At 62.1% G+C, this 16,832-nt stretch carries 12 protein-coding genes; 9 read left to right on the forward strand and 3 right to left on the reverse strand.

Going from position 1 to position 16,832, the window contains the following annotated elements; all coding sequences use genetic code 11:
- Nucleotides 1-44 precede the first annotated feature (44 nt).
- From HTY51_RS12125 to HTY51_RS12145, 5 genes are read left to right on the forward strand one after another with little or no spacing between them, the layout of a single operon-like run.
- On the forward strand, nt 45-1,445 hold the full coding sequence (locus HTY51_RS12125; protein ID WP_174252963.1) for a site-specific integrase: 1,401 nt from the start codon (nt 45-47) through the stop codon (nt 1,443-1,445).
- Nucleotides 1,442-4,810, forward strand: coding sequence for a VPA1269 family protein (locus HTY51_RS12130; RefSeq protein WP_174252964.1), 3,369 nt, complete (start codon nt 1,442-1,444; stop codon nt 4,808-4,810). The genes HTY51_RS12125 and HTY51_RS12130 overlap by 4 nt, the downstream gene beginning before the upstream one ends.
- A complete protein-coding gene (locus HTY51_RS12135; RefSeq protein WP_174252965.1) occupies nt 4,807-5,517 on the forward strand; it encodes a hypothetical protein in 711 nt (236 codons plus the stop codon). Before HTY51_RS12130 ends, HTY51_RS12135 begins: the two co-directional genes overlap by 4 nt.
- Nucleotides 5,504-5,938: a VPA1267 family protein gene (locus HTY51_RS12140; protein ID WP_174252966.1), complete on the forward strand. Its 435-nt coding sequence runs from the start codon at nt 5,504-5,506 to the stop codon at nt 5,936-5,938. The genes HTY51_RS12135 and HTY51_RS12140 overlap by 14 nt, the downstream gene beginning before the upstream one ends.
- Entirely contained in the window at nt 5,938-8,181 is a 2,244-nt protein-coding gene (locus tag HTY51_RS12145) for an AAA family ATPase (RefSeq protein ID WP_174252967.1), read from the forward strand. Before HTY51_RS12140 ends, HTY51_RS12145 begins: the two co-directional genes overlap by 1 nt.
- A 679-nt stretch (nt 8,182-8,860) precedes the next feature.
- Here the strand turns inward: HTY51_RS12145 and HTY51_RS12150 are convergent.
- The 3 genes from HTY51_RS12150 to HTY51_RS12160 all read right to left on the reverse strand — a co-directional run bounded on the left by HTY51_RS12150 (nt 8,861) and on the right by HTY51_RS12160 (nt 10,487).
- Nucleotides 8,861-9,253: a hypothetical protein gene (locus HTY51_RS12150; protein WP_174252968.1), complete on the reverse strand. Its 393-nt coding sequence runs from the start codon at nt 9,251-9,253 to the stop codon at nt 8,861-8,863.
- Nucleotides 9,254-9,411: 158 nt separating this feature from the next.
- Complete coding sequence (locus tag HTY51_RS12155; RefSeq protein WP_174252969.1) at nt 9,412-9,978, reverse strand: HNH endonuclease; 567 nt, start codon at nt 9,976-9,978, stop codon at nt 9,412-9,414.
- Complete coding sequence (locus tag HTY51_RS12160; protein WP_174252970.1) at nt 9,975-10,487, reverse strand: HNH endonuclease; 513 nt, start codon at nt 10,485-10,487, stop codon at nt 9,975-9,977. Before HTY51_RS12160 ends, HTY51_RS12155 begins: the two co-directional genes overlap by 4 nt.
- Nucleotides 10,488-10,666: 179 nt before the next feature.
- Between HTY51_RS12160 and HTY51_RS12165 the strand changes: the two genes are divergently transcribed.
- The 4 genes from HTY51_RS12165 (at nt 10,667) to HTY51_RS12180 (ending at nt 16,797) form a co-directional block, all read left to right on the forward strand.
- Complete coding sequence (locus tag HTY51_RS12165) at nt 10,667-11,641, forward strand: bifunctional riboflavin kinase/FAD synthetase (protein WP_174252971.1); 975 nt, start codon at nt 10,667-10,669, stop codon at nt 11,639-11,641.
- Nucleotides 11,642-11,731: 90 nt separating this feature from the next.
- Nucleotides 11,732-14,572: an isoleucine--tRNA ligase gene (ileS, locus tag HTY51_RS12170; protein ID WP_174252972.1), complete on the forward strand. Its 2,841-nt coding sequence runs from the start codon at nt 11,732-11,734 to the stop codon at nt 14,570-14,572.
- On the forward strand, nt 14,572-15,066 hold the full coding sequence (gene lspA, locus HTY51_RS12175) for a signal peptidase II (protein WP_174252973.1): 495 nt from the start codon (nt 14,572-14,574) through the stop codon (nt 15,064-15,066). The genes ileS and lspA overlap by 1 nt, the downstream gene beginning before the upstream one ends.
- Nucleotides 15,067-15,099: 33 nt before the next feature.
- Nucleotides 15,100-16,797: an AarF/ABC1/UbiB kinase family protein gene (locus HTY51_RS12180; protein WP_174254264.1), complete on the forward strand. Its 1,698-nt coding sequence runs from the start codon at nt 15,100-15,102 to the stop codon at nt 16,795-16,797.
- The last annotated feature ends 35 nt before the right edge of the window (nt 16,798-16,832 follow it).

Raw genomic sequence — 16,832 nt, forward strand, 5'->3', positions numbered from 1 at the left:
ATTTTAGTTATTAACACCTACCAGTTTACTGGTATGATATCGAAATGCTGAGCTTCGACGGCGCCCACATCGTCATACACCTAGCGATTGAGGCGCCTGACGCAAAAACGCTGCCGGTCTTGGTGGAACTGGATGAGAGGGGCCTGCCGACCATGAGCCTCAGCGTGGCTATGTACGCGAGGTATCTCCAGCGCGAGGGAGCGCGAAGCTACGAGACGCTTCGCAAGTACGTCACAGCCATCGGCAAACTGAAGGACTACTACACGCTTGTGTGTGGGAGCAAGCCCATCGAGGCACGCGAAATCGGGCGGCTGCTGGAAGACTTCCTTCACGCGTATGACCATGGGACCGTGTTGGGATGGGCTCCGTCCTCGCAGAACGAATACGTGCTGTGTCGGAGCGCCGTGGTGGAGTACGTCAAGTTCGTGATGGACAACGGAGACGCGATTTGGCCAACCCGGGAGATACGGTTCATCGAAGACTGTCGTGTCTCGTGGTCAGGCTCGCAGCATGCCGAGAAGAGTCTTCTCTTCCACACCAAGAAGCGACTCAGGAAGAAGACTGGGGGCAGGAAGAAGGCGCTCACCGGCTTAAGGCAGTACAAGCCATTTCCTCAGAAATACCTGCAATTACTTTTGGACGAGACGAAAAACCCCCGCGACCGACTGCTGTTCTCGACACTGGCCTTTGGGGGACGTCGCATCTCGGAGGTGCTCAACGCATTCACCCACGACGTCTTCACCGACAAGGAGATGTTGCACTTCGTCCTTGCCCATCCAGTGCAGTCATTGATGGAGTGGACCAACCTGTCGGGCGCGACCCTTCGCGGTACGCGAAAGGAATATCTGAAGAAACAGTTCGGTCTGCTGCCCCGCACTGACCACGGCGCCGAGCGCAGCGCACTCGGATGGAAGGGCATCAAATTCGACGATGAGGCTGCCCTCAAATCGGAAACTTACTTCATTCGAAACGCCGACAAAGAACTCGTCCCTCTATATCGGGAGTACCTGCACGAGGTCAGGCAGAGGCTGCCCAGGCGGCCGCACCCGTACTACTGGGTGAATGAAGACGGTGAGCCCCTGACCCTGAAGGCAGCCGCCAAGCAATTCGACCTGGCCCGCAAACGTGTGGAGAAGAAGTTTGGGGTCAGCCTGAAAGGGTATGGCCTCCACTCACTGCGCCACTACTACGGTTTCTACTGTGTCGACGTGTTGAAGGCCGACCTGCTGATGGTGCAGAAATGGATGGGTCACGCGCAAATATCGTCGACGGCCGTCTATGCCCACATCTCACCAGAAACGGCAAGGGACGAGCTGGCTGCAGCCGAGGGCAGGAAGGCCGTCGGCGCACAGGCGCAGGGCGTGCTGCCCAGCGCCCTCCAGCGGCACGGGACAACGGCGCTCGGGGACATCGACACCAAGAGACTAACCAGGAAGATGCGATGACCTACAAGTACATCAGCACCGAGCCGCTGGCAGTGTTCCCTGCTTCTACAGCGCTGGCACCAGCAGTCCACTTGAACACCGACAAAACCAGGTTCAAGTTGTTGACCACGCCTTCGATGCGCGAGTTGCGTGCCGCCATCGACTCGTATGCAGCAGTGCGGGGCGAAGCACTCTGGAGGGAACTCACAACCGTCGAGGACGGCTCCTGCAAGCTCTTTGCCACAGCGGGCAACTCTCTTTGGAATGTGAACCGGGGCGCCGTTAGCGCCATTCTTGGCGAAGACTTCACAGTAACTCAACTGCGTGAGCTGGTGACCGGCGAGGAAGGGCCTCGCGTCTTGAAAGCGCTGAAGCCTAAGACCGTAACGGAGATGGACGCTCTGTACCGCCTCAATGGCAACCGTGAATCCGCCATCGGTCACGACTACCTGACGGGCGCCGCACGAGCTGCGGATTCGGCTCTTTCCTTCTACGGCCTCATTATCGAGGCATTGTTCGAGGGGTCTCGCGATGTCAACCCCCAGAGGGGGACCATCCCAAAATCCTATTACCAGGCGAGGGTGTACGAGTTTCTGGGATACAGCGCGACGAAGGGTTGGCTCCTCTTCCCGTTCGTACACCCCCAATCAGGCATTCAAGAACACCTCCACCTCTCGCATCGCAGCAACCAGGGCGCCATATTTGCAAAGGAGTATCGCCCTCCAGAAGCCGACGAGCTGATGGCCGAGCTCGCGAACATGGAAGTGGCGAAGTCAACTGAAGTGAACCGGGAAACGCATCTGCGAAACCTGATGCTCGCCTCTGACCTTCGCTCCCTCGCGCAGGTCACCACGGAATTGTTAGCGACTTGCATTGACTTGGTCCTTGAGGCGAAGGAGCCCATGACGGTGCAACAGGCCGGCAAGCAGCGCAAGACCTACAACGCACTCCTCAGACTCCACAACTCGAGGTGCGCCGGAGCACCAACACAGGCGCTTCTTTTCAAGAAGCCGGAGGTCGTCAAGCTCGAGGACTTCTCTTCGTTCTCGCAGCTGCGCGCTGAGCACCCTCACATGTTTGAGTGGAGCCAGTGGTTCGAAGAGTTCGTCAGGGAGACCAAAGACACGCAAGGTCAAACCCGCAAGACCGCATGTGCAGAGTTTGCGACATTCCTTTGCTCTCTTCCCAATCCGCCCCGCTCGCCCCTGGAAATCACGCGGTCACTCATCAACGACTACCAGCTAGGAAGCTACGCCTGCTACCGCGGCTACTTGGCCACCAAGCTCAGTTCTGCTGCAGCGAGGAACGGGCGCCTAACCATGCTCGGTCAGTTCTTCGACTTCGTGAAAGACCGTCTCCTGGCAAGGCACAAGGGGGACCCGAAGAACGCCCCTTGGTTAGCACAGCCAGTTGACATGAAGCTGGACCGATTCAGTGACACGCTTAAGAGCGGTACCACTCGGAAGGCGATTGCAGCTCATATTATGGAAGAGATGCGCAAAGTCCTTACCGGCGATGACTACGCATGGGCGAAAGCGCAGGGAGGCTGGACCCACCTCGTCAACGAGAAGACAAAAGCGCTGGAGTACGTTTGGTGCCCGAGCGCAGCCTTGCTGCTCTACACCCTCTTGACATTGCCCCTGCGCAGCCTTCAGGCGAGGCTGTTTGACTCCGGCGAAGCCGATGCGTTCATCTTCGACTTCGAGCGCCGGGCCATGGTCCCCAATCCGAACCAAATAGCAATCAATGGCGTCATTGACTCGAATCGCAGGGAGGGCGTACTGCAGGTGATTCCTTCCGGGATGCTGGACGTGTCTGACGTCATTGGCATCTGGGTGCCGGTCAATAAAACATCCGACGAGGGGTACCACATCCCGTGGGTCAGCGACGAATTACTTAAGCACCTGCGCTACCAGTACGAATGGATTCGCCTATATGCCGCTCACCCCACCCCGTACGGCATTATCGAAGTGCAGGGTCACCGGAACCAGCCGGAAGAGTGGACCGAGCGCCAAGACAAGTTCCTCTGCCTTTTCCGTGACCCTTCTGCGGACCGCGGGACTGACCCGTCGTTGCCGGTATCCAAACAAAAACTTCTAAAGCTCTGGGTCGAACTCTGTGCCGAAACCGAAAGACGCATCAACAGCTTGGCTCAGAGCGAAAGCCAGCGCGTGCAGCTCGTTACGACCGCCGGCGGCAAGACTCGCGCGCTCCACGACATTCATACCCTGCGGGTCTCCGGCATCACTGACCTGCTTGACCGAGGTGTCCCACTAAATATCGTCTCAGAGTACGTGGCCGGCCATGCCACGTACATCATGACGCTATGGTATGACAAACCCTCACCAGGGCAAATGCGTCAAGCTCTGAAGAACGCCGAGGCCACGGCGGGGAGGTCTACGGCGGCAATCCCGAAGTTCACGGAAGCCGAAGCGCACGCAATGCGCGATTACCTGGTGACGAACTCCTCGTACAAGGGTATGTACACCGGGTTCGACGCAATGACGGAGAACGCTGGCCTGCTGCAATTCCGGCTGGGTGGCATCTGCCCAGGCACCCGCTGCGAGGAAGGTGGCCTTACTTCGAATGGGAGAATTGCCCCGGTTCCGGTGGGCGACAGGGGCCCGTCGTGTCCGCAGTGCAGATTCTGGTTGACGGGGCCAGCGTTCTTGCTCGGGCAGTGCATCGAAGGGAACCAGCTGATTCTCAAGATTCGCCAGAAGATTCAGGCCCTCGACGTGCTGCGTGCTTCCATCCTTGACGCTGAGGACGCTGAGGATTTCGCACAGGCCGACCTCCTGCGCGGACAGACCGATGTCGAGGAGCGGCAGCTGAACGACATGCTCACCGAGTGGTGGCACAGGATGAAGCTCTATGAAGCATCGGTGCATAAGCTCGATGACTACAAGCAGTTTCTGGCAGGCGGCAGGGCGGATGGTGAATCGACCTCACGCCTGATGCTGGTGACAGACCAGCCCAACCAGGACCTGACTTTCAGCTTCAAGCAGGCAACCCAGCTGGAGCTTGACCACTTCCTATCAACCTGCGCAGAACTCCTGCCCGATTACGCCCTGGATTCCAAGGCAGTGGCACTCGACCTCGAGATGGCCGTTGGCAAGTTCCTGGCCATCAACGAGCACTCTGACCTGACGAATCTGTACTTCAAGCTCACTGACGACCAGCGTCTGTCAGCTGCGAATCTGGCCATCGAGTTGATGCTGGGTGCGGCAGAAGACCCGTCGCAAGCCTCAGACCTGCTTGAGGGGCGGACACCGCTTGCCTCCCTTCCACACCTGCAGCAAGGACTGTCGGAGCTACTGCTGGCATCAAGCAAAGCGACCACCCCTAGCGCCTCAAAAACTATCCCCATCAAGGCCCTGAAATGAACAACTCTCAACAGCCGGAACGCAGGGCCTCAGACGTCCTGTATGACGATATTGCCGCTTCTCGCAACAGCATCAGGCGCGGGAATATCGCTGCCATCAGAGAGGTGTGCGACCTGATGGAGAAGGACGGTGTTCCGATTGCCGCGGCTGAGGTGGTTCGTCGCTGCGGTCCAAACGGACCGGCGTATTCGACGGTCAGCAACACCGGCTCCATGCTTGGCGAGTACATCAAACTGCGAATCACCGAGCAGGCGTCTCGCCAGAAGAGCGTCTCCAGGAACGGCAGTCTCGCGGACACCGTCCTCGACCCCGTCCTGCAGGCCCAAATCAGGGACAAAGAGAGCGTTGCACGCTGGCTCCAGAAGGAGAACGACGCACTTCGCACGTTGCTCAAGACGCTGCGGCCTGGCGTCGACATAGACGGCGCCATTGCTCGTGCCACGAAGGGCGGACAACCGTTCCTGTTGGCTGCACCAGAAAGTCCAGAACCGCATGCCGACAAGCACGTTGCGGCAGCGCTGTTGAAGCTCATGGACCACCTTGTTGGCGGACGGCAGTACACCTTCATCAAGGGCCGTCTTACCATTAACAAGAAGGTCGTGCTGGACTCGGCCGAGGTTGCAGCCTATCGACGGAGCACCGGCCTAGCTGATGGCGACTGGCAGCAGCGGTATGAAACAGAGGGAGCATCTGATGGCCAGCGGTAGGCAGGTCGCCGAGGAGAACGTCCAGGCTTTTGCGACCTGGATAGCGAGTAAGTCTGACGATGAGCTTCGCTCCTTGGTTCACCGTGGACAGCTCTCGCGCAAGGAGCTCGCAATCGAGTGCGGCTTCGCCAAGTCGGTCCTTGACCAGAACCCACGCGTCAAGAAGGCGCTCAGCGACCTGGAGGACGAGTTGCGTCAGCGCGGCGTGCTTCCACCGAAAGTGGAAGAGCCCGCCGGCGTGCCTGCCCCGCTCACCAGGGAACCCGGCAAGCTGCGAGGCGCCATTGAAGCAGAGCGTCTGCGCAGGCTGGAGACGGAGAACGCGGGTCTGAAGGCCGAAGTCACCGAGCTCAAGAGGGCGTTGGAGAAGTACGCCGTCCTGAGCGAAGCACTGGCCCTGACAGGCAGGTTACCGCGTTGATGCTCGAGAGGACCCTGCGGGTCACCGCGATACGCAGCCAGAGCCCAAAGGGCTTCGGTGGCTGCATCTTCACTGGGAAGCCCATCGACGACACTGGCAACGTCCAGGACGCAGCGGCGTACTACGTCGTGAAGGCCAACGGTGCGACTTTGGGTAAGACACTCGTCCAGCCCGGTCAGTGGTGGAAGGTCTCTGGCGAGGCCGTTGAGCGCTTGTTGGAGGTCAATGGTTTCCGGGTATCGGAATGGCAAGTCGAAGCGTCCAGCGCCCTCCTGCTGCGTCCTTCTGGCGAGCACATCGTCTCGTTCCTGGCTGACAACCCAGCCTTCGAACGCATCGGGCGGGTCAAGGCCAGAAAGCTGTGGGATGCCCTAGGCGCCAAGCTGTTCGAGGTCTTGGACACCGCAAACGTTGACACACTGGCCACGGTCCTCACGCCGGAGAGCGCAGCCCAAGTGGCCGCCGCCTGGGCGCAATTTGGAGACAGTCGCACGCTGCAGTGGCTTCAGGCAGAAGGCTTCGACCTTGAGCTTGGCCGGAAGGTGCTGAATTTCTTCGGCAGCGAAACACCAGAGAAGCTCCAGCAAGACCCTTACCGCCTTCTGAGTTTCTCAGCATCGTGGCGGCAGGTTGATGCACTTGCTAGGAGCCACTTCGGCGTGGCGGTGGACGACCCGCGTCGCCTGCAGGGAGCCATCGAGGAGGCCTGCTATCGCGTTTTCACGGCCGGTCACACCACCGCACTGTCCTCTACCCTCATGGACTACCTACAAGCCGTCCTGGGCAGCCAGACCACGACGTTTCGCTGGCGCAACCTGGTTCCGACAGCCTTGTCGCAGGGCCTATCCAACGGCAGCTTTGTCGTGGGCCTTCACGGTGTGCAGCCGTTTGGCGCGATGGTGATGGAGCAACAGGTTGCCAATGCGGTCGTTTCACGCCTGACCGCTGCCGACCAAGCACTGATGCCGCCTGCAGAAGTCGAGGGCCTTCTGCACGACTACGAGGCGAAGGAAGGCATTGAGCTCAATGCCGAACAGCGACGCGCCGTCTACCTTGCATCTGACCACTCCTTTGTTCTCATCACAGGAGGAGCTGGCGTTGGCAAGACCACGGTGCTCAAGGCGCTGTACAGGGTCTACGACCAATCGGGCATCGAGGTGGTACAACTCGCATTGGCCGGCCGTGCAGCGAAGCGAATGCAGGAGGCGACTGGCCGTTCGGCTTCCACTATCGCCAACTTCTTGCGGGCAGGCAAGGAGCTTTCAGGAAAGGTTGTTGTGGTCGTGGACGAGGCCAGCATGGTGGACATTGTTTCGATGTATCGGCTGTGCACGCTGCTGGGTCCCGATGTTCGCCTGGTGCTCGCCGGAGACCCTGAGCAGCTGATGCCGGTCGGACCAGGGCTGGTGCTTCATGCTCTGATTCGCGTTCCCGCTGTTCCCTTGGGAGAGCTAAAGGTCATCAAGCGCTACGGTGGCGACATCGCGGCCGCGGCGATTTCCATCCGCAGTGGCATCTGGCCTTCCCTGTCAAACGACGAGGCTGGCGCAATCGCGTTCATCCCATGCGCTGACACACTTACTGCCACAGGTAGCAGCCTGATTGCCGAGACAGTTCTGGACTTGTACAGGCTCGACCCAGAGAACACTCAAATCCTGTCCGCACGCCGCAACGGGCCCGACGGCGTGAACACCATCAACAGCCTCTGCCAGGCGGAGACGACGGCAGGGCGCAAAGCCGTGACAGTTTGGAGCGCTCAGCATGACACGGTGGCGCTCACCGGATTCAACCTTGGCGACCCTGTTCTGTGCACGCGGAACATGTGGGACCGAGGCTTGCAGAACGGCTCACTGGGCACCATCGTGGACGTTGAGGATGTACAGCAACCCGTGGCTGATGGTGAGGACGGCGATGCCGAGCGCCCCCTAGCCTGGGTTCTCTGGGACGATGGCATTCGCAGGCCTGTCGCCGAGGAGATGTTAGACGACCTGCAGCTGGGCTACGCCATCACGGTGCATAAGGCCCAGGGCTCACAGTGGCCTCGCGTCATCGTTCCGCTCACCGGGCACCGACTGCTTGACCGCACTCTGATTTACACCGCGGTCACACGCGCCCAGAAGCAGGTGCTAATCGTTGGCGACGAGGACGCAGCAAGAGCTGCCGTGGAAAGTGCGCCTCGAGTTCAGAGCAGGCAAGTGGCGCTGGACTTGCTGATTCGTTCAACGCTCGAAGCACGAGCTTGAGAACGCTAAGGGCGCCTACTTCCAATTTGCGACTGCAGTAGCCTGACAGGACGTTATCCCTGTCACTCCATTCCGCCCCATAGAGATGCGGATGCGCTGCTCGTTAATCGGCACAATCTGTTTCCCAACCTTATCTGCATGCTCCCACGCGATAGCGGTGAGCTGGCTCTTGCAGGCCGTTGCAACGGCACTGCTTTCTGGGATGAATTGGTAGCGAGAGTAATAGACAGTAATTCCGAATCCGTCATCTCTCTTTTCGATACCGTACTCAGTGTCTTTATCGTATGTAGCCAGGGACTGATTTGTATGGCTTACCGGCGTCGCACAGCCAACGAAAAATACGGTCAAACTCGACGCAATCAGTAGTTTCAATGGTCCGCCAGACGCCATGATTGTTTTTCCTTTTCGTTGCGTTTGATATTTGGATGCTTGATACAGAGGTCCACAACTCGACTTTCAGGGATTCTGGTGTTTGTGGATATAGCCTGCGTCGAACGAAATACATAGTCAGTATTCGAGGCAGAGTGAACTAGATACTCGTAAATACGTTTGCTGTCCCGTGTATTTCGATACAGCCGCCAAAGGCCACCCACGGCGCCGATGAGTATCGCTGCAATCAAGGTTGAGGCAAGGGAGTTTTCACTAACATACCTCATCCACATAAATGCGCGGTCATCCATCACGCATCATCCCTGTTAGATTTTTCCGAAAGGACCCAAAATGGCCTGACCCGGCCTGTCAGTATCCATCGAGTCAAGAAGAAAATGAGCAATATGGCTACCGGTACTCCAGCAGCCCAAGGAACAATGGCCCGCGCCTGCTCGCGGTATTGCAATCCTTCAAGCATCGCTTTTGCTTGGCCAAGCAAGAACTCATCGTTGCTGATGCATGCCGGAAAATTTGGAGCGCTTCGACATCTTTCCGCCATCTCCTGCTGGTAGGTGCGACGACTTTCACCGACGCTATCTGCCCTCATCGCTGCGTAATGGCTCCAGCCCCAAGCAGACCAACCAACTAAGGCTGTAAGACATGCCAAACTGAGGGCAAGTCGAAACCAAACGTGCTCATTCATGAGGTAGAAAATCGGGTTCCGTATTGGATATTTTTTATGATAGCGACCGTAATCCTTGGGCTAATCAGAATTAGTATCACTTGAGAGCCGTAGGCGCTCAATCCAGTGCCCATGTCCGGAGTTTATGGCGCAGCTGGAGTGACGCCCGCGGGCACGCTTCACGCGTGCCCTACCACCCGGGAGTGCTTAGGAACCATGCTCTTTAGCAGCTCCATCTGGTCATCTAGGATGTGCCTGTTTGCGAGAATCAGGCCCTCTTGGTGATTCGGCACGTACGGCACATACAGCAGTTGCCAACCAAGCTCCTCCAACGTCTGCGAGCCTTTCTGCGCGTTGCAGGCTACACAGCAAGCACAGCAGTTGAGCCAAGAATCGGCACCGCCCCTCGACAGCGGCTTAATGTGGTCGCGCGTGAGCCCCTTAGCGCTCACTGTGCCGCAGTAGGCACACATGAACTGGTCTCGCCGGAACAACGCAGCATTCGAGAGCGGGATGGTCGTGCGCTTGTTGCGCTCAGGACTGCGTCCCTTGAGCACCAAGATGCTTTTGAGCGTGATTTGCGAGTCAAGACCCGTGTCTCGGTTCTTGCCGCCAGTGAAAGTGAACTCGTGGTCGCCAAAGCCATAGGCGACCTTGCCAAGAGTCTCCTGGCAGATGGCGTCTTGCCAAGACAGCCAGCGAGCCGGGTACCCCGAGCTGTCGACAGCGAGATGGAGGGACCTCATCGTGCCCTCCCGCGAACTCGTAAACTGAACTGGTGATGACCACGAGTTGCTGAGAGGCGATTCGTCCGCCTCCTGCGAGGTCGGAACTCACTCACGCACTCAACTGGTGATGTTTTTGGGGGTGATAAGCGGCAGGCCGTCACCACGTTCATCCAGTGGTCCTGGCCATCCTGCGCAAAGGGGATGATGTGCTCGCGGGTGAGCTCGGTCTCGTGGTGGTCTACACCGCAGTAGGCGCAGACATTGCGGTCGCGCGTGAAGAGCTTGCTGTTGGTCAGGCTGGGGCGCAGGTCGAAGGGGTTGATGCTGGGCACGCCCTTGGTGCCGATGATGCTGTTGACGGTGATGACGGACTGCTCACCGGTGATGGCGTTGTGGCCGCCATGGAAAACGGCGATCTCGCCGCCCGCCTCCCAGCGCACCTCGTCGGCGGCATAGTGCAGCACCGCCTCTTCGAGCGAAATCCAGGATTGGGGCAGCCCCTGGGCCGACAGCTTCAAGACCTTCAAAACACGCCTCCTGACCGGTTACGAGAACCATCCAAACGGAACGTTTGCGTCTGCGGTGGCCCCTGCGATGGAGCCGCCTCGCCATTCGGACACAATATACCCTGATTTGATGACTGTTTGGCGGCTTTGCTTTTGCTGACAGCCCGGCCCGCTATCAAAAAGATACCAACACCCTGCCCATGAAGGTTTTCCGCGGCTTCCACCACCCCGGCATCGCCCCCGCCTGTGCGCTGACCATCGGCAATTTCGATGGCGTGCACCGTGGCCACCAGGCCATGCTGGCCCTGCTGCGCGGCGAGGCGGCGCAGCGCGGCGTGCCCAGCTGCGCCATGACCTTCGAACCTCACCCGCGCGACTACTTTGCCGGCGCCACGGGCAACGCTGCCCTGGCGCCGGCACGTATCGCCACCCTGCGCGACAAGCTGGCCGACCTGCAGCGCTGCGGCATCGACCAGGTGATCGTGCTGCCCTTCGACGCCCGGCTGGCATCGCTGAGTCCCCAGGCCTTCATAGACGACGTGCTGGTGCGCGGCCTGGGTACGCGCTACGTGCTGGTAGGCGACGACTTCCGTTTCGGCGCCAAACGCGCCGGTGACTACGCCCTGCTGGACACCGCCGGCACAGCCCGGGGCTTCGACGTGGCGCGCATGAACAGCTACGAGGTGCACGGCCTGCGCGTCTCCAGCTCAGCCGTGCGCGCTGCCCTGGCGGAGGGCCGCATGGACGACGCGGCCCGCCTGCTGGGCCACCCGTACCACATCTCCGGCCACGTGCTGCACGGGCGCAAGCTCGGGCGCGAGCTGGGCTTCAAGACCCTGAACCTGCGCTTCAGCCACTGGAAACCGGCCGCCAGCGGCATCTTTGCCGTACTGGTGCATGGCCTGGACGTCCAGCCCCTGCGCGGGGTGGCCAACCTGGGGGTCCGTCCCTCGCTGGACCCGAACGATGTGAATGGCGGCCGGGTCCTGCTGGAAACCCATTGCCTGGACTGGCCGGCCGCCCTGGGCGCCGAGGGGGCCTACGGTAAAATCATCCGCGTGGAACTGCTGCACAAACTGCACGACGAACTGAAATACGACAGTCTGGATGCCCTCACGCAAGGCATCACCCGGGACTGCGATGCTGCCCGCGCCTGGTTCGCCCGGCGAATTTGACGGGGCACTACCGGCGCACCTTGCCCCGCGCCAGCTCAAGCCCCCTTTCGCCCGCCCCTCTGGGCCGCCACGTCTCTCGAAAAGTTTGCCATGACCGACAAAGTTGATTACCGCGCCACGCTGAACCTGCCCGACACCCCCTTTCCCATGCGCGGCGACCTGCCCAAGCGCGAGCCGGGCTGGGTCAAGCAATGGGAAGACCAGGGCCTCTACAAGAAGCTGCGCGATGTGCGCCAGGGCAAGCCCAAGTTCATCCTGCACGACGGCCCGCCCTATGCCAACGGCTCCATCCACATCGGCCACGCCGTCAACAAGATCCTCAAGGACATGATCGTCAAGGCGCGCCAGCTCAAGGGCCTGGACGCGCAGTACATCCCGGGCTGGGACTGCCATGGCCTGCCCATCGAGAACGCCATCGAGAAACTGCACGGCCGCAACCTGCCGCGCGACGAGATGCAGGCCAAGAGCCGCGCTTTCGCCACCGAGCAGATCGCCGGCCAGATGGCCGACTTCAAGCGCCTGGGCGTGCTCGGCCAGTGGGACAAGCCCTACCGGACGATGGACTATGTGAACGAGGCTGCCGAGATCCGTGCCTTCAAGCGTGTCATGGAGCGCGGTTTCGTCTACCGCGGCCTCAAGCCCGTCTACTGGTGCTTCGACTGCGGCTCCTCGCTGGCCGAATTCGAGATCGAGTACCAGGACAAGAAGAGCAGCACGCTGGACGTGGGCTTTGAGTGCGCCGAGCCCGAGAAACTGGCTGCAGCCTTCGGTGTTCCGAAGCTGGAGCAAGCGGCCTACGCCGTGATCTGGACCACCACCGCCTGGACCATCCCCGCCAACCAGGCGCTCAACCTGAACCCCGAGCTCGAATACGCGCTGGTGCAGACCGAGCGCGGCCTGCTGGTGCTGGCCGCCGTGCTGGTCGACAAGTGCATGGAGCGTTTCAAGCTCACGGGCAAGGTGCTGGCCACCACCCTGGGCAAGAAGCTGGGCCTGATCAACTTCAAGCATCCGCTGTACGACGTGGATGCCGGCTACCGCCGACCCAGCCCCGTGTATCTCGCCGACTACGCCACGGCCGAGGACGGCACGGGTATCGTGCACTCGGCACCGGCCTACGGCGTGGACGACTTCAACAGCTGTGTGAGCCACGGCATGAAGTACGACGACATCCTCAACCCCGTGCAGGGCAACGGCGCCTACGCCGCCGACTTCCCGCTCTTCGGCGGCCTCAACATCTGGAAGGCCGTGCCCGTGGTGCTGGAGGCGCTGAAGAACGCCGGGCGCCTCTTCGCCACCCAGGACATCACGCACAGCTACCCGCACTGCTGGCGCCACAAGACGCCCGTGATCTACCGCGCCGCGGCCCAGTGGTTCGTGCGCATGGACGAGGGCACGGGCATCTTCACCAAGGACAAGGCGCCGCAGACCCTGCGCCAGCTGGCCCTGGCCGCCATCGACGAGACGAAGTTCTACCCCGAGAACGGTCGCACCCGCCTGCGCGACATGATCGCCAACCGGCCCGACTGGTGCATCTCGCGCCAGCGCAGCTGGGGCGTGCCCCTGCCCTTCCTGCTGGACGTGGACAGCGGTGAGCCGCACCCGCGCACGCCCGAGATCATCGACCTGGCCGCCGAGGTGGTGGAGAAGGGCGGCATCGAGGCCTGGAGCAAGCTCAGCACCGCCGAGATCCTGCAGCGCATAGCCGACAAGAGTAACGCCACGCAGTGGAGCAAGAGCACCGACATCCTCGAAGTGTGGTTCGACTCCGGCACCACGCACACCACGGTGCTCAAGACCTCGCACCCCGGCGCCGGCCACGAGAGTGGCCCCGAGGCCGATCTGTATCTGGAAGGCCACGACCAGCACCGCGGCTGGTTCCACAGCTCGCTGCTCACGGCCTGCGCCATGTACGGCCGCGCACCCTACCGCGGCCTGCTGACCCACGGCTTCACCGTGGACGGCCAGGGCCGCAAGATGAGCAAGAGCGTGGGCAACGTCGTCGCCCCGCAGCAGGTCAGCGAAAAGATGGGCGCCGAGATCATCCGCCTGTGGTGCGCCGCCACCGACTACTCGGGCGACCTGGGCATCGACGACAAGATCCTGGCGCGCGTGGTGGACACCTACCGCCGCATCCGCAACACGCTGAAGTTCCTGCTGGCCAACGTCAGCGACTTCGATCCGAAGAAGGACGCCGTGCCGCTGGACCAACTGCTGGAGATCGACCGCTACGCGCTGAGCCGTGCGGCCGAACTGCAGGCTGAGATCCTGGCGCACTACGAGGTCTACGAATTCCACCCGGTGGTGGCCAAGCTGCAGGTGTATTGCAGCGAGGACCTGGGCGCCTTCTACCTGGACGTGCTCAAGGACCGCCTGTACACCACGGCCCCGAAGTCGCTGGCGCGTCGCAGTGCCCAGACCGCGCTGTACCAGATCACGCAAGCCATGTTGCGCTGGATGGCGCCTTTCCTGAGCTTCACGGCCGAGGAAGCGTGGAAGGTGGCCGGCTCGTCCGAATCGATCTTCATGGAAACCTATGTCGAGCTGGGCCAGCCCGATGCCGCGCTGCTGGCCAAGTGGACCCGCATCCGCGAGATCCGCGATGCGGTGAACAAGGACATCGAAGCGCTGCGTGCCGAGGGCAAGGTGGGCGCTTCGCTGCAGGCCACCGTGACCCTGGCGGCCGAGCCGGCCGACCATGCGCTGCTGGCCAGCCTGGGCGAGGACCTGAAGTTCGTCTTCATCACCTCGGCCGTGACGCTGCAAGCCGGTAGCTCCTTGACCGTGCAGGTCGCACCGAGCACCGCGCAGAAATGCGAACGCTGCTGGCACTACCGCGAGGACGTCGGCATCGACGCCGCCCATCCCACGCTGTGCGGCCGTTGTACCAGCAACCTTTACGGCGCCGGCGAAAGCCGGAAGGTCGCCTGATGGGGCGCGCCATCAAATCGGCCGGCCTGCTGCAGTGGCTGGGCCTGGCCCTGCTGATCCTGGTGGTGGACCAGCTCACCAAGGTGCTGATCCTGGCCTATTACCACCCGGGCGAGAGCTCCTACCTTACCGACTGGCTCAACATCGTGCGCGTGCACAACCGCGGCGCGGCCTTTTCCTTCCTGGCCGGGGCCGACGGCTGGCAACGCTGGTTCTTCGTGGGCATCGGCGTGGCCGCCACAGGTTTCATCCTCTACCTGCTGCGCGCCCATGCCGGCCAGCGCCTGTTCTGCTTCGCCCTGACCTGCATCATGGGTGGCGCCATCGGCAATGTGGTGGACCGCCTGCTGCACGGCTACGTGGTGGACATGGTGGACTTCCACATCGGCCGCTGGCATTTCCCGGCCTTCAACGTGGCCGACAGCGCCATCACCCTGGGGGTGATCTTCCTGCTGCTCGACGAGATCCTTCGGGTGCGGCGCGCCCGCGCCTGAGTCCGCCGGCCTGACACTCCGACCATGAACACGATGTCTACGGTCCACGGTGTCAGGCGCAGCAGCCTGGGCCGCCTCAACGAGATCGCCGGCGTGCTGATGCGCCATGGCCTGGGTGAACTGGTGCGCCGCTGGGGCCTGGCCGGGGCCCTGGAAAAGGCCGGCCACCGCCTGCACTGGGAGCACGCCGCCGACCTGGCCCAGTTGCCGCCCCCCGTGCAGCTGCGCAAGGCCCTGGAAGAACTGGGCCCCACCTTCGTCAAGCTGGGCCAGATCCTGGCCGGCCGCGCCGACATGTTCGGCCCCGAGTGGATCGCCGAATTCGAGAAACTGCACAGCCATGTGCCAGCCCTGCCGCTGGACGACCTGCGCACGCAGTTGCGCGAGGACCTGGGCGACGAGCCCGAGGCCGTGTTCGCCCGTTTCGACCCCGAGCCGCTGGCCGCCGCCTCCATTGCCCAGGTGCACCGCGCCCGGCTGAAGGATGGCAGCGAAGTCATCGTCAAGATCCGCCGCCCCGGCATCCGCGAGGTGATCGAGGCCGACCTGCGCCTGCTCGATCGCCTGGCTGCCCTGGCCGAAGCCGAACTGCCCGCGCTCGCGCCCTACCGCCCGCGCCAGCTGCTGCGCGAGTTCGGCCGCTCGCTGCAGCGCGAACTGGACCTGGCCAGCGAATGCCGCCATGCCGAGCGCCTGGCGCGCAATATGGCGGCCTTGCCCTTCGTGCAGATCCCCCGCATCCACTGGGCCTGGACGCGCGAGCGCGTCAATGTGCAGGACTATGTCGAGGGCATCGCCGGCCACGACCTGGACCGGCTCGACGCCACCGGGCTGGACCGCCGCCTGCTGGCCCGGCGCGGCGCCCAGGCCGTGCTCAAGATGATCGTGGAAGACGGTTTCTTCCACGCCGATCCGCACCCCGGCAACGTCTTCTACCTGCCGGACAACCGCCTGGCCTTCATCGACTTCGGCATGGTGGGGCATCTCTCCATGCGCCGGCGCCAGCAATTGCTCAAGCTGCTGCTGGGCCTGGTGCAGCGCGAACCACGGGCCGTGGCGGACGTGCTGGTGGACTGGACACGCGACGGCCAGGCCGTACCGGTGGAGCGGCTGGAAAGCGACATCGAGGCCTTCGTCGACCAGTACCACGGCACCCCGCTGGCCGAACTGAACCTGGGCCGCATGCTGCTGGACGTGACCACCCTGCTGCGCGAGAACCACCTGGCCCTGCCGGCGGACCTGGCCCTGCTGATCAAGGCCTTCATCACGCTCGAAGGCCTGGGCCGTGGCCTGGACCCGGACTTCAGCATGACCAGTGAGGCCCTGCCCCTGCTGCAGCAGGTGGTGCGCGCGCGCTACCGGCCCCGCGCACTGGCAGGGCGCGCCTGGGGCTCCTGGTTGCGCCTGCTGGAGGTGGCCGAGCAGTTGCCGCAGGACCTCTCGCATCTCCTGCGCCGCGCGCGCCAGGGGCGCATGGGCCTGGACATCGAGAGCCGCTCGCTGCGCCACGTCGGCAAGCAGCTCGACCGCGCGGCCAACCGGCTCTCGCTGGCGCTGATCATCGCGGCGCTCATCATCGGCTCCTCCATCGTCATGACGGTGGGCGGCGGCCCCACCCTGCTGGGCCTGCCGGCCTTCGGCCTGCTGGGTTTCCTGGGCGCGGGCATCGGTGCGCTCTGGCTGGGCCGGGCCATCTGGCGCAGCCATCGGCACGAGGACGATGAACTTTAGCCCCCTGCTGCAGGTGTTTCCCCCCATCCAAAAAT

The organism is Rhodoferax sp. BAB1 (assembly GCF_013334205.1).
Lineage (GTDB): Bacteria > Pseudomonadota > Gammaproteobacteria > Burkholderiales > Burkholderiaceae_C > Hylemonella.

Bases quoted from the DNA above. Each gene is read 5' to 3' on its own strand.
- HTY51_RS12150 (WP_174252968.1), bottom strand. From the start codon at position 9,253: ATGAATGAGCACGTTTGGTTTCGACTTGCCCTCAGTTTGGCATGTCTT.
- HTY51_RS12140 (WP_174252966.1), top strand. From the start codon at position 5,504: ATGGCCAGCGGTAGGCAGGTCGCCGAGGAGAACGTCCAGGCTTTTGCG.
- ileS (WP_174252972.1), top strand. From the start codon at position 11,732: ATGACCGACAAAGTTGATTACCGCGCCACGCTGAACCTGCCCGACACC.
- HTY51_RS12145 (WP_174252967.1), top strand. From the start codon at position 5,938: ATGCTCGAGAGGACCCTGCGGGTCACCGCGATACGCAGCCAGAGCCCA.
- HTY51_RS12165 (WP_174252971.1), top strand. From the start codon at position 10,667: ATGAAGGTTTTCCGCGGCTTCCACCACCCCGGCATCGCCCCCGCCTGT.
- HTY51_RS12155 (WP_174252969.1), bottom strand. From the start codon at position 9,978: ATGAGGTCCCTCCATCTCGCTGTCGACAGCTCGGGGTACCCGGCTCGC.
- HTY51_RS12125 (WP_174252963.1), top strand. From the start codon at position 45: ATGCTGAGCTTCGACGGCGCCCACATCGTCATACACCTAGCGATTGAG.
- HTY51_RS12130 (WP_174252964.1), top strand. From the start codon at position 1,442: ATGACCTACAAGTACATCAGCACCGAGCCGCTGGCAGTGTTCCCTGCT.
- HTY51_RS12180 (WP_174254264.1), top strand. From the start codon at position 15,100: ATGTCTACGGTCCACGGTGTCAGGCGCAGCAGCCTGGGCCGCCTCAAC.
- lspA (WP_174252973.1), top strand. From the start codon at position 14,572: ATGGGGCGCGCCATCAAATCGGCCGGCCTGCTGCAGTGGCTGGGCCTG.
- HTY51_RS12135 (WP_174252965.1), top strand. From the start codon at position 4,807: ATGAACAACTCTCAACAGCCGGAACGCAGGGCCTCAGACGTCCTGTAT.